Raw genomic sequence first — 21,311 nt, forward strand, 5'->3', positions numbered from 1 at the left:
AATGCAACGGAGTTGGTTTCTGGGTGATCTTTTAAACCAATTGCTGGACCGTCCCGACAAAAGGCGTGGCAAGGATGACCAACGATCCATTGCCGAGCTAAGTGAGGCGCTTCTGTCCGCAGAGGGTGAAGTATCGGGTTTCACACTGGCGTCTACGATTCTTGACCGCTACCACACTCTGGATGATCCCGAGAAGCTAGACTTTTTTGCCTATTTGAATGACCATCTAGAGCTAGACGCCGATCAGCTTTCCCAAACGGCGCGCCTCTACGCCAATGATCGAAGTGTCGATCTTTATCAAAAGCTTAATGAAGTTGCAGAGCCAAGGCGACAAGAGTTGTTACGCCGTTTGAACCAGCCGTCTGGTGCGACGCAAGAACTTGTGGCCATGCGCGTCGATCTGCTGCGCTTTCTCAAATCCAACCCCGAACTCAAGCGAACTGATATCGATTTCGTCCATTTGTTGCGCAGCTGGTTCAACCGGGGCTTTCTTGTCCTCAAACAAATCAGCTGGGACACCCCTGCCCGTGTTCTGGACAAAATCGTCGCCTATGAGGCGGTACACCAGATCAACGATCTGGACGATTTGCGGCGAAGGCTCTACCCGTCAGATCGTCGTTGTTTTGCGTTCTTCCACCCTTCGATGCCAGATGAGCCGCTGATATTTGTTGAGGTCGCTCTGACCGTTGAAATCCCGGGCGCAATTGACACGCTTCTGTCCGAGGCGCGAGAACCGATCGAAGCTGAGCAGGCCAAAGTCGCAGCGTTCTATTCAATTTCAAACTGCCAAAAGGGGTTAGCGGGCATCAGCTTTGGGAATCTGTTAATAAAGCAGGTTGTGACCGAGCTTTCGCGAGAGCTTCAACAACTTGGTACCTTTGTAACCCTGTCACCGATACCGGGACTGAATCGTTGGCTGGCCGGGGAAACTGAACATCCAGAACACGGCCATGCCGCGCAGGCCGTGATGGCAGAAACAGCCACGCCGCAGGACACGCGCGCGATGGCTGCCCGATACTTGATGTTCGCCAAGCGCGAAGATGGGATGCCACTGGACCCCGTGGCCCGCTTTCATCTGGGCAATGGTGCCGAGCTTCATGAAGTGTATGCCGACGCCGACCCGTCGCCAAACGGACTAGCCCAGTCCGGAGGTGCGATGGTCAACTACCTATACGATTTGAACCAAACAGAACGTTACCACGAAGAATTCGCGACACGTGCCACGATCCAAGCCTCGCGTTCAATTCGCGCGGCTTCAACTGCGACGCTTGCGATAACGCCTGGGGAAAATACAGCGTGACTAATACACTTTACGACAGTTTGTTTGCCCACCACGAGGGCAACACGGCTCCATTTCTACAGCTTGATAATGGCCAAGTGGTATCTTATGACGCGTTTCTGCAGCGTACCGCGCAGATCGCGCATGTCTTGCAGAACAGCGGAGTTTCCCCTGGTGATCGCATCGTTGTGCAGGCCCCCAAGCTGGCCGACACGATTGCGCTCTATGCCGCTTCGGTTCAGGCAGGTGCTGTCTACCTGCCACTCAACACTGCCTATACCATGGCAGAGTTGGACTATTTCATCTCTGACGCACAACCTGCGTTAATCGTTTGCGACAGCAACGACAAAGTTGAATTCGAGCAATTGGCAACCCGGTCCGGCGCAAAGCTGCTGACCTTGGGCGGCGAAAATCCAAGCCTGAGCCGCGATGCGGACGCACAGCCTTGTGCATTCGAAACCGTGGATCGCGCGCCGGACGACCTCGCGGCGCTTCTTTACACATCAGGTACCACGGGCCGGTCCAAGGGCGCGATGCTCAGCCACCGAAACCTGCTGTCCAATGCCCAAGGCCTTGTGGAAATGTGGGGTATCACCGACGCTGATCGCTTGATTCACGCGTTGCCCATCTTTCACACGCACGGGCTTTTCGTGGCGATGAACACATCACTACTCACCGGTTCCAAAGTGCGGCTGATGAAAAGATTCGACACTGGTATGATCTTGGAAGAACTGCCGAATTCAACCCTTCTGATGGGTGTCCCCACTTTCTATACCCGGTTGCTGGCGGATGATGGTTTCACCGACGAGATCACAGAGAACATGCGTCTGTTTGTTTCCGGCTCAGCCCCGTTGCTGGCAGAGACCCATGTGGCGTTCGAAACGCGCACCGGCCACCGTATCCTTGAGCGCTACGGTATGACCGAAACGAACATGAACACCTCTAACCCTTATGGCGGTGAGCGTCGCGCGGGAACTGTTGGTATGGCTCTACCCGGCACCGAGGTGATCGTAACCAACCCTGAAACTGGAGAACCGCTGCCCCAGGGCGAGATCGGAATGATAGAAGTACGTGGCCCCAATGTTTTTCAGGGCTATTGGCAAATGCCCAAAAAAACCGCTGAAGAGCTTCGAGAAAATGGATTTTTCATCACCGGAGATCTGGGCCAATACAGCGAGGATGGCTACCTGTCGATTGTAGGTCGGTCAAAAGACCTGATCATCACTGGTGGTTACAACGTCTACCCCAAAGAAATTGAAGACGTTTTGAACGATGTCGATGGCGTTCAGGAATCGGCGGTCTTCGGGGTTCCCGACAACGAATTTGGAGAAGCAATTATTACTGCTTTGGTTGCCGAGCCTGGAGTACAGCTTCAGGTGGAACAGATCGACTCGATCATCAGAAACAAACTGTCGCGATTCAAACATCCTCGCCGCTACGAACTCGTCCAGGAGTTGCCGCGAAACACTATGGGAAAAGTTCAAAAGAACGTGCTGCGCGAACAGTACGCGAACAAGGAACTTTCACCGGCGGTATCTTAGGAAGCCCATCCAGACGCTCAATCAAATCAAGACCTTCAGATCGGATACTACCCACCCTTCAGACTGCCAAACTCATCAGGAGATCCACTGTCCGTCGTCAGGGATTTTGGGACAGATGGCTGCCTGAGCTTAGAGAGGATCTGGCGCATCTGGTTGGTTTGATTATGCGGCGGATTTGCGGTGAAGCAAGCGCCTGGTTTTGATTGTTTCTTATTTGATCCTTTCTCGTTGTTTTAGAATGGTCTGCCCGCGTCCGAAGTCGACATCAGCGGGTGTGAGGTTTTGTAAGCTTTCGCGGTAGCGCCGGTGATTGTAGTGATCGACGAAAGCATTGATCTGCTACTGAAGGTCGCCGGTAAGATAGTAGTTTTCCAACAGGATGCGTTTCTTGAGAGTCTGGTGCCAGCGCTCGATCTTTCCCTGAGTTTGCGGATGATATGGCGCCCCACGAACATGATCCATTTTCTGATCTTCCAGCCATTCGGCAAGCTCACCAGAGATGTAGCTGGACCCGTTGTCGCTGAGCAGGAGTGGAGTGCGCAGCACCGTTGCCAGATTACAGCCTGATGGTCAGCCCGTCTGGCTGATCAAGCCTTTGATGGTGTTCATTACGTCGGCAGCGTGGTTCTTGTCGCGCGCTGCGGCATGCGGATCAGCGAAAGCCCCGCTGTCATTGTCGAAATAGGCGCCTGACGCGTCAGCGAACCGCGCACCCAAGGCTGCATCAATCAGGATATCAGCGCCGATGTTCATGTCGTTCCCGGTGAGGCCAAAGCCTTCTTTCACCATCTTTGAGGCCAAAAGTGATCCGGGATTTACCGCAATCATCACCGGCGCATTAGCTTGGGATTTGGCCCATTCCCGGGTCCAAATGGTGATCGCCAACTTGCTTTGGGCATAGGCTTCCATATCCGCCAGCGGCACCCTGCCCTGCATGGCCTTGATGTTCACCGGGGCCTGCGCTGCCGAAGACAGGTTCACGACACGCCCGTCGGCGGGAATGATCGGCAACAGCAACTCGGTCAGCAGAAACGGTGCAAGCGTGTTCACCACAAAGCGGATGTCCTGACCATTTTCAAGCACGGTTTGCGGAGCTTTCAGCACGCCTGCATTGTTAACCAACACATCCAGTTTGTGATGCTTGGCCCGAACGTTCTCGGCCAGTTTTCGAACCGCGGACAGATCGCTCAGATCAGCGGCATAGGTTTCGACATCGCCTCCTACGGCGGCAGACGCGCGCTCCAATTTGGAGGCACTGCGTCCATGGAGGAGCACTTTGTGCCCATCGGCAACCAGCTTCTTTGCCGTCAGCAGGCCAATGCCGTCGGTTGAACCTGTAATGAGAATAGTCTTGGTCATCAGTCTGATCCTTCAGGAAAAGTCAGGCAGTACAGTATCCGCCAAATGTTCGAGGGTTGTATCGATGGGTGCTTGATTGAACCTTAGGTTCAGTGCGACGTGATTGACGCCAAGCGTCTCAATCTCACGCAGATAGCTGCGCAGGAAATCAGTTCCAGACTGAAACCCAAGATGGATTGGGCGTGGTGGTCCGGCGGGGTCGGCAACAACATCGACATAGAGCGATTGCATAACTGGCTTATCCGGTTGACCTGCCGCCTTCACACGTCTTCGGTAATCCGCGATGACTTGACCCTGAGCCGCCGCAGTGCGCGGGTATGTCATCCAACCATCTCCGTTCTGCGCTACCCAATCGGGTGTTTGTTGGCTACCACCGGTAATGAGCATCGGCAGGCGCGTTCCATGCGGCTTTGGCAACAGGTCAATCCCGCCACGCAGTATGCCCTGTGCATTTTCATGCTTGGGATAGGCCGAACCAACCGCGCGAATGTAGTCAACGCTGTCGCGGAAACGGGCCCCGCGATCATCATAGTTCTGGTTCATCGCCGGGTACTCCTCGGGCCGATCGCCGGAGGCAACGCCCAACAGCAGCCGCCCGCCCGAAAGCACATCGGCCGTCGCCGCAGCCTTGGCCACATGGGCGGGGTGACGCAATGGCAGGATCACGCTCGCCGTTCCAAGCGCAATCCGCTTGGTCGCCGTTGCCAGTGCACCCAGATAGACAAATGGATCGAACACCTGCCCGGGATCACCAAAGCTTGGCACATTGAAGGGCACGTCGCGCAGCCAAAGTGCTGCAAACCCTAGTTTCTCGGCTGTTTGAGCCGCTTCCAGGTGCCCCCTTAGTGCCGGCTCTGCACCGACGGGATAGGCTTCGAGAGGTAACACAAGGCCAACGCTCAGTCTTCCGGGGCGGAACACCCGATTATAGGCCACATTGATTTGGTCAAACTCAACCGGCTGCGCTTTATCCAACATATCTGGCCCTCGTTTAATAACGCACCAAAGTGCGGCTTTCGATACTTTTGCGAATGGTCGTGACATTTGGGTCCTCGACCATATCGAGGGCGCTATGAGCGATCGAAGCCAAGCCTTGATTGTCGTAGATGTTGAAGATCGCGACTTCATTCGGCGTCATCTTGGATTGATAGATCCACTCATGTTTGGGGTTTCCCACCAGCCCCATGATTTGCCCTGTGCGGTTGGGATAGATCAAGTCCAGAAGAATCCAGTCAGATGGATCAACCGATGACGGGCGAACAAAGCCTAGAGGTGCCGAATTGATCGGATGATCCACAGGGCGCCATACATTGACAAAAGCGTAGTGACCTTGCGCCCACTCCGCTGCGGCCTCGGCGCCCAGCAAGTCGATAAGCCGTTGTTCGGCTCCGTCCTTGCTGTAGTCGCTATGAACATTGCGCGCCGGTTTACGTATTGCATCGGGGTCGTCCACCCGAACAGTGTGATCAAAAACAACGACCTCTCTCGCACCCAGCATGTCTTGCAGCATCGCTTTGATTTCCGTATCGTAAATCGGTTTCCAGCTGTCGCCTGCAAAGTCTTGGACCTGCGTTTCAGAGGGCATGATTTCAACGGCATCACGCGCAAATAAAATCGACGACGTCATTGTTCGGTTGTCCGCAAGCACAACGGATGTCGCGACCAGTTCAGGGGAAATCAGGTTGCCCGCGACCCCGCCAGCATCAAGCTCAAAGGCTTGCCGGTAGGATTTATGGACATGGTAGTTGACTATGGCTGTCCGTGTCATTTGCGCCTCCTGCCTAAGCTCTGCTGTGTCTGTGAAAGGGATTTAATGCTGATCAAATTGCAGATAAACTGCTTATTATTGGATTGTTAATTCGGATAATGAATATAATGGGCTTGGACACAGACGCGCTTCGATTGTTTATCAAGGCAGCAGAAATGCTGAACATCAGCGGGGCGGGGCGTGACCTGGGCATGGCCCCGGCGGTCTCCAGCGCAAGGCTTGCCAAGCTAGAGCAGAACCTGGGTTTCGAGCTTTTGCACCGCACGACGCGCAAAGTGTCGTTGTCGGTAGAGGGAGCCGATTTCTTGCCCTTTGCCCGTGAGATCATTGCACAGGAAGAGGCAGCCCTTGCTGCATTGGGCAAGCAAACGACAACGATCAAAGGTACATTGCGGTTTGCTGCACCAAGCAGTTTTGCACAGCTCTACATCGCGCCAATTTTGCCTAAGTTCCTTGAACGGCATCCCGACCTCACACTTGACCTGCGCCTGTCGGATGTGCAGTTCGACCTGATCGAAGGAAGCTATGATCTAGCGCTCAGGAACGCGCCGCTTGTCGACACCAGCCTGAAGGGCCGCAAACTGGCTGATGACCAGCGTATACTTTGTGCGGCGCCACACTACCTCGATACGCACGGCGTTCCCGATACACCAGCCGATTTGACAAACCACCGTCTTATCGCATTCCAAAACCTCCAACCGCGGTCACTGATAGGACCGGCAGGCGAAAACTCTGTTTTCGATCCCGCATCAGCCAAAGGCCAATTGATAGTCGATGACGGTCAAAGCCAGGTCCGCGCAACATTGGCCGGGGCCGGTATTTCCTTGAATGCTAGATGGAGCGTGCATGAACAACTGAAGTCAGGCCGTTTGCTACGAGTTCTTCCAAACTTTGAGTCCAGCGAAGACAATGTCTTGTGGCTGATCTATCCCAAGTCCAATGTATTGTCCCCAAAAGTGCGGGTGTTCATGGACTTCCTAGTCGCAGAAATTGGCGCAAAGCCTCCTTGGGAAACATGAGCTCAAATTAAGTTTAGCGCGCTGTCGGACATCCTGACGCCAATGTCGGAGACCAGGCGTTGAGCGGACATACCTTGTCCAATCGCAAAAGTCTGGCTTGTCCCGCATCTTTCCTATTTATGCTCCATCTTAGCAACGACAGCGATGGCGAAGCTCGGTCGTTCGTTCATGATGCGGCGAACTAACCGGAAGAGCCCAGAGTGCAAATTGCTTTGGTCGGCCCAAATACGTGCGAAGCGTGCGTCGCCGCCGTGGGTCGTACAATGGACGGCCCATTGTCCACTTCTAGAGCAGCCAGATAGGAAACCGGTCGCAAGCTCTACTCAAGCAACAAAGCGCCGCTTAGGTCAAAATGCTTCGGGAACATTGCGCGCAGAAATCGAAAAACAATTCTCATTGCTTCGTCGCGATCAAATGAATCCGGGTGGAGTAGGTAGTCTGTCCACATGCCTTCCAGCATTGCGAGTGTGCCGTGCGTAGCATCCCTAGCAACTTGATTAGGGTGTTCGGTTCCAGCTTCTTTCGCAATTCGAGCGAATGCGTTGAAAACCAGATTACGAAGTTTAGCATCACGGGTATCTGAAAACGCAGCGATTGCCGCTCTGTTTCGGGCCTCGCCTCGAAACGCGTACCAAATGGAAACGTTTTTCTTATTGAGAATGGTTTCACTCAAGTCGCCCCGAACAATCATCTCAATATGTTCCTGTCCGGTTTGCCCGGTCGTTTCCAACAGGTCGTAAATGCCATTGTAGTATTGTTCGGATGAGTAGCGGGCGGCTTCGTCAACCAAATTGTCTTTGCCGCCAAAATGAAGGTGAATCATGCCGCGGGACAGTTCGGCGCGTTGAATGATTTCGCTGACGGAAGTCTCGGAAATCCCTTTTTCTGCAACCGAGTCGAGTACTGCCTCGATCAGGGAAAGGCGGTTTCGCTCGCGTATTTCTTGTCGTCTTCCAGTCATTGGATCAGGCGGCTCTGTTTGTTTTCAGTCTCTTGCGGTGTCTTCTAATAGCCGGTGTGAAATTGGCCATCCCCAGTTGCGAAATTATCAGTTGACACAGCTAGTCCAAAAATTCCAGATTTAAATGGACGATTGTCCATTTTGTGATCGACATTGTCGTGCCACCGAAAACGAAGCTCAGCAGGGAAGCATGGCCGGAGTACTAAGAAGTGAAACGGGCAAGGGCCTGGCACTGAGCGCGCCTGCGACGCTCTACGTCGGCCTGCTCGTAGCTGTTCCGCTTTGCATTCTTGTCGCCTACAGCTTTTGGACCCAGACCTATGTCGAGATTGACCGCACACTGTCCTGGGCGAATTACCAAGAGGCGTTTACCGACCCGCTGGTTCGACATCTGATGATCCGGTCGGTCGCGATTGCGGGGGCAGTGACATTGGCGACGGTCGGTCTGGCCTATCCGATTGCCTACTTCATCGCGTTTCGGACGCAGAAAAAAACCCTCTGGCTATTGCTGATTACCATCCCGTTTTGGAGCAGCTACCTGCTGCGGGTGTTCAGCTGGAAATTGATCCTTGGCTTCAATGGGGTGATGAACTCAGCATTGATTTCGCTGGGGCTGATACGGGAGCCGCTCACATTCCTGCTCTACAATGAATTCGCTGTTGTCCTTACACTTGCACATGCCTGGGCGCCGTTTGCGATCCTGCCGATTTATGTGTCGCTGCAAAAGATCGACCGCAGCCTCTTGGAGGCCGCAACCGATTTAGGGTGCAGCAAGTTGGAACGGTTTGTGCGCGTCACTTTGCCCCTGACGGTGCCAGGGATCATCGCCGCTTGTTTGATCATTTTCATCCCCACGGTTGGCGACTATGTCACGCCAGCCCTGGTCGGCGGTTCGCAGGGAAAAATGGTGGCCAATTTGATCCAGGTTCAGTTTGGCGCGGCCAATAATTGGCCATTGGGTGCGACCCTGTCTCTGCTTGCCATGCTTTCGGTCGGTTTCGTCGCAATCCTGTTTGTGGTGGTCGTCACCGCACTGGGGCGGAGGATCAGATGACCAAGGCTATTCGTATCCAATGGTTGCTTGTTTACGCGATTGCCTATCTGGTGTTTCTTTACCTGCCAGTTCTGCTCTTGCCGCTGTTTTCATTTAATGACGGAACCATCGTGGCTTTCCCGCTAAAGGGGTTCACTTTGAAGTGGTACGCGCAGTTGGGTCAGCAAGACACGTTGCTGCAGGCGATGGTCAATTCGCTGATCGTCGGCAGTGTGACTGCCTTGATGGCGACGTCTCTCGGCCTGTTCGCCGCGCGCGCCTATGTCCGGTACCGTTTCAAAGGACGGGAATTCTCCGAAGGTCTGGTCATGCTCCCGCTGGTCGTGCCCGGTATCATTGTCGCCAGTTCGATGCTGGTACTGTTCATCAGCGTCGGGTTGAAACCTTCACTGACAACCGTGATTCTTGGGCATGTGTTCGTGGCTTTGCCCTTTTCCGTATCGATCATGAAATCGGCCTTTGACGATTTCGACCAGTCGTTGGAAGAGGCTGCTTTCGACCTCGGCGAAAGCGTTTTGGGAACCTTTCGGCGTGTCACTCTGCCTATTGTTGCGCCCGGCATCATCGCCAGCCTGCTGGTGACATTCACCGTGTCGTTTGATGAATTTGTCCTGGCCTTTTTCCTATCCGGGAACAGCCCGACATTGCCGGTCTATATCTGGAGCCAGATCCGCTTCCCGGCAAAACTGCCCAACACGCTGGCGCTTGGGTCGTTGCTTTTGCTGTCTTCGGTCCTGCTGTTGTTGATTGCCGAGTATTTCCGCCGACGTTCCACCCAGTCCTCGGATTGAAGCCAAAGGAAATTAACAAGATGAGCGAACAGAACATCATCGAAATTCAGGACGTTGAAAAACGCTTTGGCTCGTTTGTGGCTGTGTCCGATCTAAACCTGACCTTGAAAGAGGGTGAGTTTTTTTCGCTGCTTGGGCCTTCGGGCTGCGGCAAGACCACGGCCCTCCGCATCATCGCCGGGTTTCAGGATCACGAAGAGGGCGAGATCCGGATTGATGGGCGCATAATGGGCGAGGTGCCTGCCAACAAACGCCCCACCAATATGGTGTTTCAAAGTTACGCGATCTTTCCGCATCTGAATGTTGGCGACAATGTCGGGTTCGGTTTGCGTAAAACAAAGCTCTCGCGCAAGGAAATCAAAGAGCGCGTTGCCGAAGCGCTTGAGATGGTTGAGCTTGGAGGCTTGCAGGGCCGCAAGGCCAATGAGTTGTCGGGCGGTCAGCGTCAACGCGTGGCACTCGCTCGTGCGTTGGTTATGCGGCCGAAAGTGCTGCTGTTGGATGAGCCTCTTTCCGCGCTGGACAAGAACCTGCGCGAAGCCATGCAGCTAGAAATGCGCCGTCTGCAGCAAAAGCTTGGAGTTACCTTCGTCATGGTTACACATGACCAATACGAGGCGATGACCATGTCCGATCGCATCGGTGTCATGTTTGCGGGGCAACTCAAACAGGTCGACAAGCCCGAAGTTCTGTATTCCCAACCGTGCAATCGGGAAGTGGCTTCTTTCATCGGTGGAATGAACTTTCTGGATGCCAAGGTAACAGCTGAAAATTCTGAAACGCTGGAGGTAACTGTTCAGGGGTTTGGGCAGATGACGATTGGGGTGAATCCAAACGTTCAGATGCATGACAAGGAACTTCTGGTCGGCGTTCGGCCCGAACAATTGGAGATCAGCGCAGAAAAACCGGAAGGCTACGACGCTTATGTTCAAGGCGAGGTATCGGACGTCGCCTTCTATGGTGAGAGCGTCCACTATTATGTGCGCATCGACGGATTGCCCGAAAGCATCGCCGTCGCAGTGCCGAACTACTTTCACACAGTCGATCACAGCCGGGGCGATACCGTCTGGGTTGGCGTTCAAAGCGCCTCGGTGATTGATCTGGGGAAACGTGAATCATGAATCTGTGGGAGGAGACAAATGAATAAAACCGCATCACCTACGGCAGCAGTGGTTGCCACCTTTATGGCCAGCCAGGCTTTGGCCAACGCAGCTGATCTGACCGTTTTTGACTGGTCGGGATATGAGGATCAGGGCTTTTACGGCGACTATGTCGAAAAGTACGGCGGCCCGCCCAGCTACACCTATTTTGGTAGCGTGGAAGAAGCGTTCACCAAGCTTCAGTCTGGGTTTGAAGCCGATTTGGCACACCCCTGCACAGACGCCCTGAGAAAATGGGTAGCGGCAGACATGATCAAGCCGATCGACACGAGTAAGCTGGAGAATTGGGACAAACTGATGCCCAAGATCAAAGAGGTCGATGGCATCACCATCGACGGGCAGACCTACATGGTGCCTTTCGAATGGGGCAATACTGGCCTTATCTATCGAACCGATATGATTTCGGCTGACGATGTTTCGCTGCAATTGCTTGCCGATCCCGCCTATCAGGGCAAAGTCGCCATTCCGGACGCCGCTTCCAGCGCCTTTGCAATGGCGGCATTAGCAACTGGCGCCTCCAGCTATACCGATATGAGCGACGAGGAATTCCAAAAGGCGGCAGACTACCTGCGCGAGATTCATCCGAACGTGCGCTTTTATTGGTCTGACGCTGGCCAGCTGGATCAGGCAATTGCCAGCGGTGAGGTCACGCTGGGTTGGGGATGGAACCAATCGGAACTGAACCTGATCTGGAACGAAACCCCCGCAGTTATGATGCGTGATGTGGACAAGGGCATCGCAACCTGGGTTTGCGGATATGTACATCTGAAGTCTGCCAAGCAGTCGGATGAGCAAGTCTATGACATGCTGAACGCGCTTAGCTCTGCCGCAAGCGGTAAATACATCATCGAAAGCTGGGGATACGCCCACTCCAACGAAGACGCGTTTGCCCAAGCTGACCGGGAACTGATCGAAACCTACGGGTTCTCGGATGTGGACAGCTTCTTTGAAGGCAGCCTGTTTTTTGACGCGGTTAACCCTGAGCTGGAAGCCAAGATGTTGAAGGAGTTCGAGCGCATCAAAGCTGGCTTCTAAGGACGCCGATACAACACAGCGGGAATGGTGGGGACGTAGGAACCCTTCCATTCCCACCAAACTATTTCCGAATTTCTTGGAGGAAGCGCGGCAATGTCAGGCGCTGAAGGATACTCTGTACTCTTCGAACCGGTTCAAATTGGGCCAGTGACGGCTCGAAACCGGTTCTACCAGGTGCCCCACTGCAATGGTTTGGGTCATTTGCGACCTCAGGCCGAAGCTGCCATGCGGGCGATGAAAGCCGAGGGTGGTTGGGCGGTTGTATCCACTCAGGAGGCCGAGATTCATCCGACTTCGGATTTGTCTCCTTATTCTGAAAACCGAATTTGGGACGATCAGGATATACCCGCACTGCGTCTAATAACCACCTCAATTCATGAGAACGGATCGCTTGCGGCCATCCAATTGGCGCATAACGGGCACCATGCCCAAAACCACCTGACACGTGCACCCTTGCTGGCCCCATCAGAACTTGTCCTGCAGACTCCATACCCGAAACAGGCCAGAGCCATGGACAAGTCGGATATTCGTGAGTTTCGCAAGTGGCACCGTGCCGCTGCAAAGCGCTCGCGCGAAGCCGGGTTCGACATTGTGTATGTCTATGCAGGGCACCACATGACTTTGCCTCATCATTTTCTGCTGCCACAGTTCAATGATCGGACGGATGAATATGGAGGCTCGTTGGAGAACCGGGTGCGACTGACCCGCGAGCTTCTGGAAGAAACCAAGGAAGAAGTTGGAGATGATTGCGCCATTGCCTTGCGGTTTGCTGTTGATGAAATGCTCGGGTCAGACGGTATGCAAGCGCAGGAAGAAGGCCGTGCTGTAGTCGAAATGTTGGCCGAGCTTCCAGACCTTTGGGATGTTAACGTGGCGGACTGGAGCAACGACTCGGCAACAACCCGGTTCGAGCCCCGCGACGGCTTTCAGACCTCATATATCGAGTTCGTGAAACAAGTGACCTCCAAGTCTGTTGTGGGGGTCGGGCGTCTTACGTCTCCGGACTTGATGGCGTCACTGGTCAGGAAGGGCATCCTTGATTTTATCGGCGCGGCGCGACCGTCCATCGCTGATCCGTTTCTGCCCAATAAGATCAAGGAAGGTCGCATCGAAGAAATCCGCGAATGCATCGGTTGTAATATCTGTGTTTCATCCGACTCTCTCGGCGTCCCCATACGCTGCACCCAAAACCCGACTATGGGCGAAGAGTGGCGGAGGAAATGGCATCCTGAGATCATTGAGCGTCGGGTAAAAGAAGAAGCTGCGCTTGTTGTCGGCAGCGGACCAGCCGGACTTGAATGTGCCATGCAATTGGCGCGGCGGGGCTACGAGGTAACTCTGGCGGAAGCAAAGCAAGAGTTCGGCGGCCGTGTGTTGCAGGAAGCTGCCTTGACCGGGCTATCCGCTTGGAAGCGCGTGACAGATCACAGAATCTACGACCTGCAACAACGCGGGAACGTTCAACTGTTCACCAACAGCCGTTTGTCAGCTAGCGAGGTCGTCGAGCTGGGTATTCCGAACGTCTTTGTTGCAACCGGCGCAAAATGGCGGCGAGACGGGCGCGGGAAGTCTGCATTCCACGGTGTATCAATCGCTTCAGGTTCTCAGGTTTTCACTCCGGATGACATTATGGTCGGGGTCATGCCGCAGGACGGCGCGATTGTGGTCTACGATGATGATCAAGCCTATCTCGGTGGAGTTTTGGCGGACCATTTGGCTCAGGCCGGACGAGAGGTTTTCTTTGTAACGCCGGCCTCACTCGTTTCGCCGTTTACCGAATTGACGTTGGAGCAGACTAAAGTGCAACGAAGTCTGATGGAAAAAGGCGTTCACCTGAACCTGTCCCAAACCTTGGCCAATGTCGCGCCCGGTCAGGTAACATTGCAGTGCGTCTACACGGGACGAGAGAATTCCATTGAATGCAGCTCCGTCGTGCTGGTGACACAGCGAATGCGAGAAACCACCCTTTACGACGAGCTGTGCGGTACGAATGCGGGTTTGCTGAATACGTTGGAATTAATCGGAGATGCCGCCAACCCTGGCTTGATCGCGGATGCTGTGTATTCGGGTCACATGGTTGCCCGAAATTTCGAACGCAACGCAGACGACATCGACCGCGAATTTTTCCGCCGGGAACTCGTTTCCCTTGAACCTGTGTGAGGTGCGCCATGCCCAAAGATGATTTGCAAGTAATGCGCGACTTGATGGACGCGCAACGGGAAGGCTTCGCCTTGCCCCGTCACTTCTATACGTCTCAGGCAGTATACGAGAACGATATCGGCGCGTTCTGGAACCGTAACTGGATCTGGGTTGGCCATGTTAGTCAAGTCGCAGAACCGGGGGACTATTTCCTGTTCGACTATGGACCCGAGTCCATCATCATCGTTCGGGATCGCGAGGGCGAGGTGCACGCGCATCTGAACGTTTGCCGCCACCGGGGATCGCGGGTTTGCATTGAACGGAAAGGCAAGGCACGCAATTTCATCTGCCCATATCATGCGTGGACTTTTGACCTGAACGGCAAGTTACGAAACGGACGATCAATGGGGTCGGATTTCGACCCGGGCCAATACGGATTGTTCCCGGTTCAGGTAAAGATATTCCAGGGCCTGATATTTGTCTGCGCAGCTGAAGACGCCCCGCCGCTAGATGCTGCGTTGGAGCGGTTGGCCCCACTGTCAACACCGTTCGACTTTGAAAACCTTAAGGTCGCTCATGAAGCCTCATACCCGGTTCCAGCAAATTGGAAACTGGCGTTGGAGAATTACCTGGAATGCTATCACTGCGCCCCGTCTCATCAGGACTATTCGCGCAGTCATTCGTTGAAGGATCCTGCTCAGGTTCTGGAGTTCGGCGGGGCTCTTCATGAGCGGATGGGAGAAGTCGGAGTTCCATTGGAGGAGCTAGACCTGACCGGAGAAAACGCGCTCGCGCCGGGTGCAGATGTCTATTGGCGCCGCTATCCGTTGTTTCCCGGCTATGTGACCGGAAGCAAGGATGGAGCACCTCTGGCGCCCCCTTTGGGTGAACTGAAAGGTCACGATGGCGGTGCCACAGATCTCGGGATCGGCACACTGAACTACTTCCTGGTTTATGCAGATCACGTAGTTGGTTACCGGTTCGTCCCACACGCGATGCAGGAAACGGATATTCAGATCGTCTGGTATGTGCGCGGCGACGCTCAAGAGGGTCGCGACTACGATAAGGACGCGTTGACATGGCTCTGGCACGTCACTTCGCTCGATGACGAGCGGATCATCCGGCACAATCAGGAAGGCGTGAACTCCCACCACTTCGTGCCGGGACCGCTGTCCGAAATGGAATGGAGCATTCCAGGCTTCTATCGCAATTACTTCAGCATGATCTGACACGCTCAGAATTCGGAGAAATACTATGACGGAGTTAACGAAACGCAGATCAGGACGGCGCGGGGGCGGGCGTGAAGCACGAGCCGCCGTGCGAACCAGAAACGTCGCTTCGCAAGCAATCTGGCCGGGCATTTCGGGTGGGCGGTACAAGCCTCTTTCAGACGCTGACATGTCGCGCATTCATGAGGCCGCCCTTAGCATTCTGGAGCGTACGGGTGTTGGTGATCCAACGCAGGAAGTTCTTGATCTCGTGCTGCCCAAAGGGGCGACGGTGAACGAGCATGGTAGGCTGTGCTTCCCTCGCGCGTTGATGGAAGACCTTATGGCCAAGGCGGCCAGCGAGTTTTATGTCCATGCGCGCGGATCTCGGGCCGGTAAGGACGATATGCACTGCACCAAGGACAAGGTGTATTACGCAAACTCCGGCACTGCTGTGACAACGTTCAACGCGGAGACTCGCAGTTACCGGCCATCAACACTCAAGGACATTTACGATTTCACCCGTTTGGTAGACCGGCTCGACAACATTCACATGACCGGCGACACGGTTCTGGCGACGGATGTACCGCAGGACTACGAGCACGACATGAGCATGCTCTACGCCATCTTGGCGGGTAGCGAGAAGCCATCTTGCCTGACGTTCCGTACGCGCGAGCATATTCAGGACGCGATCTATCTGTTCGATCTGGCGTCGGGCGGGGAAGGCAAATTCCTTGAAAAACCCTCGGTTATCTTCGGTGGCTGTCCCATTGTTTCACCGCTCAGATTCGGACGGGAAAATCTGGAAATCCTGATTGATACTGCGAAGATGGGGCTTGTCTGCGATCTGGCCGTCCCACCGCAAGCTGGGGCTACGTCCCCTGCGCCGTTGGCCGGTACGTTGGCGCAGGCGGTGGCCGAGACGCTGTCATGTGTTGCCATTGCCAATTTGATCAATCCGGGAACACCGGTCGTCTTTGCAGCTTGGCCATTTATCACCGACCTGCGTACCGGCTCGTTTACGGGCGGCAGCGGCGAACAGGCGTTGATTTCGGCTGCGGCCATCCAGATGGGCAATTTCTACAATCTGCCGACCAGCGTCGGATGTGGCATGACGGATTCTAAAGTTCCAGATGCGCAATATGGGTTGGAAAAGGCGCTGACTTTCGCTTTGGCGGCCCATGCCGGGGCCAACAGGTTGTGCGAGTTTGGTGGAATGCTAGGTAGCCTGATGGGCTGTAGCTTTGAGTCAATGGTCATCGATAACGAGGCTGCAGGCATGATCTCGCGTACGCTTCGCGGGATTGAAGTGAACGACGACACGCTTTCGGTCGACGTCATCCACGACTGTGCAATCGACCCGGGTCATTTCCTCGGTAACGCGCAGACCTTGCACTACATGGAAACCGAGTACGTCTACCCGACACTGATGGACCGAGAATTAACAGATACCTGGGAGAAAGCCGGTCGTCAGGACATGTTCGAACGGAGCCGATCCGTTGTGGATGACATTCTGTCCAATCACTATCCGAACTACTTTGGCAGCAAGGTGGACGAAGAGATTCGGTCCAGGTTCCCGATCAAATTGCCCCCCGAGGCAATGCGCGCTGGGTAAGCGCCGCTGAGCGTAGGGCGGGCGCGGTTGTGCCTAAGCTTTGAATACGCCTTGGCGCGTCAGGTCGTCGGTTGCCAGCCGGATTCCTTTTTCAAGGATGTCAAACATCTCGTTCAACTCGCCCTCCGTGATGATCAGCGGAGGGGAGAACACACACATGTTTATGATGGGCCGCAAGATCAGCCCATTTTCCTGGCAATGGTGATCAATCATCGCACCAACCGACTTGTCTAGGTCCAACAGATTGTCTGCTTCGGTATCCGCAACGCACTCAACGCAACCAACCAGCCCCATACCGCGCGCATCGCCGACCAGTGGCAAGTCGGCCAGAGCCTGCAGACGCTCTTCGAACAACGGTGTGATTGCAAGGACATGTTCCAGAACGCCGTCGCGCTCCATGATTTCGATGGTTTTCAAACCTGCTGCTGCACTCACTGGATGGCCCGAATATGTGAAGCCGTTTGAAAAAGTAGCTTCTAGCCCGTTGTTTCCGCTCACTTCTGCAATCAGCCGATCAGAGATGATACAGGCCCCCATAGGTACATACCCGGACGTCATGCCCTTGGCGCAGGTGATTATGTCGGGTTGAATTCCAAAGACATCTTCCGAAGCAAACCAATGTCCAAGCCGCCCAAAACCGGTTACGACCTCGTCTGAAATATACAGGACATCGTATTTCCGGCAGATTTCCAGGCAGCGCTGATGATACCCCCGTGGAGGCACAATGACGCCACCAGAGCACAAGATCGGTTCAGCGATGAAAGCAGCGACCTTGCCTGCTCCAGTCTGCAGGATCGTGTTCTCCAGATCAGCAATTTTTTCGTCCAGGAAATCATTGATCGTCTGATCGGGGCGACGCGTATACGGGTTCACATTCGGTAGGAAACGCGCAAGATCCGAGGCCTGATCCATCCAACCTTTGTCGCGCTCTTTTCCGGAAACCGAGGCCGCCAGGTAAGTCGATCCGTGATAGGCCTTCTGCCGTGAGATCACGATCTTCTTTTCAGGTTTGCCCAGCAGGTTGTTACGGAATTGTACAAAACGTATGGCGCTATCAACGGCCGTTGATCCACCCGTTGTGAAGAACACGCGGTTCAGGTCACCTGGGGTTCTCTTGGCAATCTCATGTGCCAACCGGGCCGGAGCCGAGTTGGCATTATTGAAGGGCGAAAAATACGCCATCTCTTTCGCCTGCTGCGCCATCGCATCGGCAATCTCGGTGTTTCCATAGCCCAGTTGAACACACCACATCCCGGCAGGCCCGTCTATCAGGCGCTTTCCGTCCTCCGTCACAACGTGGATACCAAGACCGCTTTCGGCAAAAGTTCGTTCATTTTGGCCGAGGTACGGCATCCCCTCCCAAGGGTGCAGGAAGTGTTTGTTGTCCCAGTCACGTACAGACTGAAAATCGGAGTTCAAGAGTGTCATTTGGAACCTGTATGAAACACTTATCACAAAATGAATAAACATTCATACAATGTCAATCCTTGAACTTCTGCTCCCCTAGATGCGACAAGTAACAGGCGCGTTCCTCAACAAAGGAAAAAGACATTTCTGCCGAGACTGATATCCCAACCAATGCACGAGATCTGAGCAAGCTGCAGAACCGAAAGCAGTTGATCCAGGCGGCGGCAGACGCAATCCATAAGTTCGGAATTCGCGGAACGACCTCGGCAAGAATTCAGGAGCTGTCAGGGTTATCGCGGGGAATGGTGAACCTGCACTTTGGCTCAAAGGAGAAGCTGCTGCTCGCCGTGGCAGAGGAGCTATCAGCGCGCTACGCAAGGCAATGGAAGGCAATCGCAGATAACCCCGAGTTTGGCCCTGCGGACAAGCTGATCTCTATTATAAAGGCTGATTTCGACCCGTTGGTCCTTAATGCACGGGACGTTGCGATCTGGTTTTCGTTTCGGGCCGAAGCGCTCTCGAATCCACACATTTTTCCTTTCATCGACTCGCGGGACAAAGGTTTCCGAGCGGTGATCCAAGACCTGTTGAAGCAAATTGAGAGTGAAGGTGAGTACGAAGACATCGACGCCAAACTTGCAACAGACGCTTTGATTGCTTTGCTGGAAGGACTCTGGACCGACTACCATTTGCACTCAGAAATCTTCAATCCCGAGGAGGCTTTGAAGATTTGCCTGCATGTATTGCAGTCAATGTTTCCGAAGCACTTTGTGACACAGCCGTTTCACATGTGACCGCGACAAAAATGATTGAGAGTGTACTACGGTTAATCACAAACCAGTTCGGGTTTCGCGGTTCAATCGGCGCAGGTCGTTTATCATTGCTTTGGCCAGAGAGACGCACATGAGCAGCAAGACGACACTGAACGGCAGCGCGCCGATTATCATGGAATTGGTCAAAGCCTCTAATCCGCCGCCGCCAGCGACAAGCAGAGTTCCAATGACAAGGGCCAGAAGAACGCCCCACAGGATACGATGAATCGGGCTGGTGTCTTCAGACCCACCGGACATGATCGTGTTCATCACAAGGATGCCAGAGTCGGCGGAAGTAACAAGGAATGTCATGGTTAATAGCACGCACATGACACTCACTACCGTGAGCAAGTCGCCCGATATCATTTCCCCCAAGGTGACAAACAGTGTTGCCGTCGTTGAAGCGGCGAGGATAGATCCATTTGCATCTCCATTTAGCTCCAAATCGATGGCGGCCCCGCCCAGTATGGCCATCCACGCAAAACACACGAGGGAAGGGGCAATGACCGCCCCAAATATGAATTCGCGTACAGTTCGCCCTTTGGAGATGCGTGCTAAGAAAAGGCCAACAAAGGGTGAAAACGCGATCCACCATGCCCAATAAAATGTAGTCCATCCGGCCTGCCATCCGAACAGCCTACCTCGTGTGCCCGCGTCATAAACTGCAGTTTTGGTCGCATCAGAAAGACCGGCTGTATCGTTGCTTAAGCCATCAAGAAAGGTTGCTTTTGTTCCCCATGGATCAGTTGCATCCGCGAAGAGCTCACCGACAAAGGGGGCCGCCTCTGCAGGTAAGGCGGATGCAAACTCGATGGCAGAAATTGGTCGAAAAGCTTGGAAACTCAGGGGGAAAAAGTTTTTGATATAGTCAATCAGCGCCGAAGCATAGGTTGTCGCCGCAAACGCGAATGAGCCATAAGCAATGAACACCGCCAACAAAACCAGTGAAAAAAGAAGATTAATATTTGACAAGTATTTGACACCGCGCCCCACGCCAGAGACGGCAGACAGTGTCGACATCATCATAACAACGATCAACGCGGCAATCAGGCCGGCGGTCGACGGGATCACTTTGGTTGCTTGTTTTTCCACAAGCCAATTCGCACCGGTAATTAAAAACGCACCGTCCACTAATTGAGAAACGCCATATCCGATCGTTACCGCCACGCCGAGTATTGTCGCAACGACGCCGAGCACATCGATCACATGCCCTGCAACACCGTTTGAGTATTCTCCGAGCAATGGGGTCAGTGCGGTGCGGATTGTTAGCGGCATGCCTCTGGTAAAGGCGTAATAGGCAAGGCTAAGGCCGGTGACGACGTATATTGCCCAGGCGTGAAATCCGGTGTGCAAAAATGTATAGCGGTAGGCTCCTTGAATTGCGTCCTCGCTTTTGGGTGTGATTTCCCCGGAAATAGTCAATGGATTGGTTTCCCAAAGGCCAAGTGGTTCAGCGGTTGCATAGACCATTAGGCCCACGCCCAGACCCGCCCCAAACATCATCGAAAACCATGAGAAATTCGAAAATTCCGGTTTCTCATCTTGTAAGCCCAACCTTATTCGGCCAGTTGATGGAATGAGCGCGACAAGGAAGAGGAAGAGTACAAATAATCCAACGGAAAGGTTGTAGAAAGTATTGAACTCGGACAGCATTCCTGACTTCCAAGATCGCAGTGTATCGTTCGCTGATAATGGCCAAACCAGCGCCCAGAGAACGAGCAGAGAAACCGAGAGTTTGCTGACTAGAGCAATCGGCAGGCTATACCCTTTGTAAAAGCCAGTCCGCTGAGTCCTTATTTTGAGGTCTGTGAAAGGTTCTTCAAGCGCCATGTTTTCTCGGTCTTGCATAAATTGACTGCTTTGCACGCCGCACTGCCAGTCGCTGGGTTCCAGACTAGATTACTTTCAGACAGAATAGGACTGTAGCTGCGTAAGCGATAGCTGAGATGAAGACCTTTGAGTCGCAAATGGCAAAACCTGTGCGGTTATGAAATTTTGAATGACTCAAAATCAAAGGCTTAGCCATTGTTCAATGGCAAAACTATGTGTCGCACGACACCCTGTTGAACGTCACACGAACCTGAACCAACTGTCACAGTTGGACCAGAGACGATGTAAATGATCGACATCAGATGGCACCCCAAGTCAAACTTCTTTCCCTCA

General features: G+C 53.9%; 17 protein-coding genes and 1 pseudogene. 11 read left to right on the top strand and 7 right to left on the bottom strand.

The window, feature by feature from the left end:
• The first annotated feature begins 1 nt into the window (after window position 1).
• Window positions 2-1,300: a malonyl-CoA decarboxylase gene (locus ACR0B3_RS21230; RefSeq protein WP_480810792.1), complete on the top strand. Its 1,299-nt coding sequence runs from the start codon at window positions 2-4 to the stop codon at window positions 1,298-1,300.
• Window positions 1,297-2,820, top strand: coding sequence for a malonate--CoA ligase (locus ACR0B3_RS21235; protein WP_480810793.1), 1,524 nt, complete (start codon window positions 1,297-1,299; stop codon window positions 2,818-2,820). Before ACR0B3_RS21230 ends, ACR0B3_RS21235 begins: the two co-directional genes overlap by 4 nt.
• A gap of 210 nt (window positions 2,821-3,030) precedes the next feature.
• Here the strand turns inward: ACR0B3_RS21235 and ACR0B3_RS21240 are convergent.
• The 4 genes and pseudogenes from ACR0B3_RS21240 to ACR0B3_RS21255 all read right to left on the bottom strand — a co-directional run.
• A pseudogene (locus tag ACR0B3_RS21240) lies at window positions 3,031-3,387 on the bottom strand (integrase core domain-containing protein); the annotation flags it as partial.
• Window positions 3,388-3,390: 3 nt separating this feature from the next.
• Window positions 3,391-4,179 carry an SDR family NAD(P)-dependent oxidoreductase gene (locus tag ACR0B3_RS21245; RefSeq protein ID WP_480810794.1) on the bottom strand — a complete coding sequence of 263 codons (789 nt, stop codon included), beginning with the start codon at window positions 4,177-4,179 and terminating at the stop codon, window positions 3,391-3,393.
• Window positions 4,180-4,191: 12 nt separating this feature from the next.
• A complete protein-coding gene (locus ACR0B3_RS21250) occupies window positions 4,192-5,157 on the bottom strand; it encodes an LLM class oxidoreductase (protein ID WP_480810795.1) in 966 nt (321 codons plus the stop codon).
• Between the two features lie 13 nt (window positions 5,158-5,170).
• A complete protein-coding gene (locus ACR0B3_RS21255) occupies window positions 5,171-5,947 on the bottom strand; it encodes a CmcJ/NvfI family oxidoreductase (RefSeq protein ID WP_480810796.1) in 777 nt (258 codons plus the stop codon).
• Between the two features lie 113 nt (window positions 5,948-6,060).
• On the opposite strand from ACR0B3_RS21255, the gene ACR0B3_RS21260 reads away from it, so the two are divergent.
• On the top strand, window positions 6,061-6,966 hold the full coding sequence (locus ACR0B3_RS21260; RefSeq protein WP_480810814.1) for a LysR family transcriptional regulator: 906 nt from the start codon (window positions 6,061-6,063) through the stop codon (window positions 6,964-6,966).
• Between the two features lie 319 nt (window positions 6,967-7,285).
• On the opposite strand, the gene ACR0B3_RS21265 is transcribed toward ACR0B3_RS21260, so the two are convergent.
• Window positions 7,286-7,927 (bottom strand): TetR family transcriptional regulator C-terminal domain-containing protein, encoded by a 642-nt coding sequence (locus ACR0B3_RS21265; RefSeq protein WP_480810797.1) that lies wholly within the window; start codon window positions 7,925-7,927, stop codon window positions 7,286-7,288.
• Window positions 7,928-8,117: 190 nt separating this feature from the next.
• Between ACR0B3_RS21265 and ACR0B3_RS21270 the strand changes: the two genes are divergently transcribed.
• The 7 genes from ACR0B3_RS21270 to ACR0B3_RS21300 all read left to right on the top strand — a co-directional run bounded on the left by ACR0B3_RS21270 (window position 8,118) and on the right by ACR0B3_RS21300 (window position 16,929).
• Window positions 8,118-8,981: an ABC transporter permease gene (locus ACR0B3_RS21270; protein WP_480810798.1), complete on the top strand. Its 864-nt coding sequence runs from the start codon at window positions 8,118-8,120 to the stop codon at window positions 8,979-8,981.
• Window positions 8,978-9,772: an ABC transporter permease gene (locus ACR0B3_RS21275; RefSeq protein WP_480810799.1), complete on the top strand. Its 795-nt coding sequence runs from the start codon at window positions 8,978-8,980 to the stop codon at window positions 9,770-9,772. The genes ACR0B3_RS21270 and ACR0B3_RS21275 overlap by 4 nt, the downstream gene beginning before the upstream one ends.
• Before the next feature lie 20 nt (window positions 9,773-9,792).
• Entirely contained in the window at window positions 9,793-10,893 is a 1,101-nt protein-coding gene (locus tag ACR0B3_RS21280) for an ABC transporter ATP-binding protein (protein WP_480810800.1), read from the top strand.
• Window positions 10,894-10,911: 18 nt separating this feature from the next.
• A complete protein-coding gene (locus tag ACR0B3_RS21285; protein ID WP_480810801.1) occupies window positions 10,912-11,967 on the top strand; it encodes an extracellular solute-binding protein in 1,056 nt (351 codons plus the stop codon).
• A 93-nt stretch (window positions 11,968-12,060) separates the two neighbouring features.
• Window positions 12,061-14,127: an oxidoreductase gene (locus tag ACR0B3_RS21290; RefSeq protein ID WP_480810802.1), complete on the top strand. Its 2,067-nt coding sequence runs from the start codon at window positions 12,061-12,063 to the stop codon at window positions 14,125-14,127.
• An 8-nt stretch (window positions 14,128-14,135) separates the two neighbouring features.
• On the top strand, window positions 14,136-15,335 hold the full coding sequence (locus tag ACR0B3_RS21295; protein ID WP_480810803.1) for an aromatic ring-hydroxylating oxygenase subunit alpha: 1,200 nt from the start codon (window positions 14,136-14,138) through the stop codon (window positions 15,333-15,335).
• Window positions 15,336-15,360: 25 nt separating this feature from the next.
• Entirely contained in the window at window positions 15,361-16,929 is a 1,569-nt protein-coding gene (locus ACR0B3_RS21300; protein ID WP_480810804.1) for a trimethylamine methyltransferase family protein, read from the top strand.
• A 33-nt stretch (window positions 16,930-16,962) separates the two neighbouring features.
• On the opposite strand, the gene ACR0B3_RS21305 is transcribed toward ACR0B3_RS21300, so the two are convergent.
• Window positions 16,963-18,357 carry an aminotransferase gene (locus ACR0B3_RS21305; protein WP_480810805.1) on the bottom strand — a complete coding sequence of 465 codons (1,395 nt, stop codon included), beginning with the start codon at window positions 18,355-18,357 and terminating at the stop codon, window positions 16,963-16,965.
• Between the two features lie 188 nt (window positions 18,358-18,545).
• On the opposite strand from ACR0B3_RS21305, the gene ACR0B3_RS21310 reads away from it, so the two are divergent.
• Window positions 18,546-19,130 (top strand): TetR/AcrR family transcriptional regulator, encoded by a 585-nt coding sequence (locus ACR0B3_RS21310; protein ID WP_480810806.1) that lies wholly within the window; start codon window positions 18,546-18,548, stop codon window positions 19,128-19,130.
• A 36-nt stretch (window positions 19,131-19,166) separates the two neighbouring features.
• Here ACR0B3_RS21310 and ACR0B3_RS21315 read toward each other — a convergent pair whose 3' ends face one another.
• A complete protein-coding gene (locus ACR0B3_RS21315; protein WP_480810807.1) occupies window positions 19,167-20,978 on the bottom strand; it encodes a BCCT family transporter in 1,812 nt (603 codons plus the stop codon).
• Window positions 20,979-21,311 lie beyond the last annotated feature (333 nt).

It is taken from the genome of Ruegeria sp. CE9 (assembly GCF_056537425.1).

What these genes read in the sequence shown, in the direction of transcription:
- ACR0B3_RS21255 (WP_480810796.1), bottom strand. Translation starts at nt 5,947, where the DNA reads ATGACACGGACAGCCATAGTCAACTACCATGTCCATAAATCCTACCGG.
- ACR0B3_RS21290 (WP_480810802.1), top strand. Translation starts at nt 12,061, where the DNA reads ATGTCAGGCGCTGAAGGATACTCTGTACTCTTCGAACCGGTTCAAATT.
- ACR0B3_RS21250 (WP_480810795.1), bottom strand. Translation starts at nt 5,157, where the DNA reads ATGTTGGATAAAGCGCAGCCGGTTGAGTTTGACCAAATCAATGTGGCC.
- ACR0B3_RS21275 (WP_480810799.1), top strand. Translation starts at nt 8,978, where the DNA reads ATGACCAAGGCTATTCGTATCCAATGGTTGCTTGTTTACGCGATTGCC.
- ACR0B3_RS21315 (WP_480810807.1), bottom strand. Translation starts at nt 20,978, where the DNA reads ATGGCGCTTGAAGAACCTTTCACAGACCTCAAAATAAGGACTCAGCGG.
- ACR0B3_RS21305 (WP_480810805.1), bottom strand. Translation starts at nt 18,357, where the DNA reads ATGACACTCTTGAACTCCGATTTTCAGTCTGTACGTGACTGGGACAAC.
- ACR0B3_RS21295 (WP_480810803.1), top strand. Translation starts at nt 14,136, where the DNA reads ATGCCCAAAGATGATTTGCAAGTAATGCGCGACTTGATGGACGCGCAA.
- ACR0B3_RS21270 (WP_480810798.1), top strand. Translation starts at nt 8,118, where the DNA reads ATGGCCGGAGTACTAAGAAGTGAAACGGGCAAGGGCCTGGCACTGAGC.
- ACR0B3_RS21265 (WP_480810797.1), bottom strand. Translation starts at nt 7,927, where the DNA reads ATGACTGGAAGACGACAAGAAATACGCGAGCGAAACCGCCTTTCCCTG.
- ACR0B3_RS21280 (WP_480810800.1), top strand. Translation starts at nt 9,793, where the DNA reads ATGAGCGAACAGAACATCATCGAAATTCAGGACGTTGAAAAACGCTTT.
- ACR0B3_RS21285 (WP_480810801.1), top strand. Translation starts at nt 10,912, where the DNA reads ATGAATAAAACCGCATCACCTACGGCAGCAGTGGTTGCCACCTTTATG.
- ACR0B3_RS21300 (WP_480810804.1), top strand. Translation starts at nt 15,361, where the DNA reads ATGACGGAGTTAACGAAACGCAGATCAGGACGGCGCGGGGGCGGGCGT.
- ACR0B3_RS21230 (WP_480810792.1), top strand. Translation starts at nt 2, where the DNA reads ATGCAACGGAGTTGGTTTCTGGGTGATCTTTTAAACCAATTGCTGGAC.
- ACR0B3_RS21245 (WP_480810794.1), bottom strand. Translation starts at nt 4,179, where the DNA reads ATGACCAAGACTATTCTCATTACAGGTTCAACCGACGGCATTGGCCTG.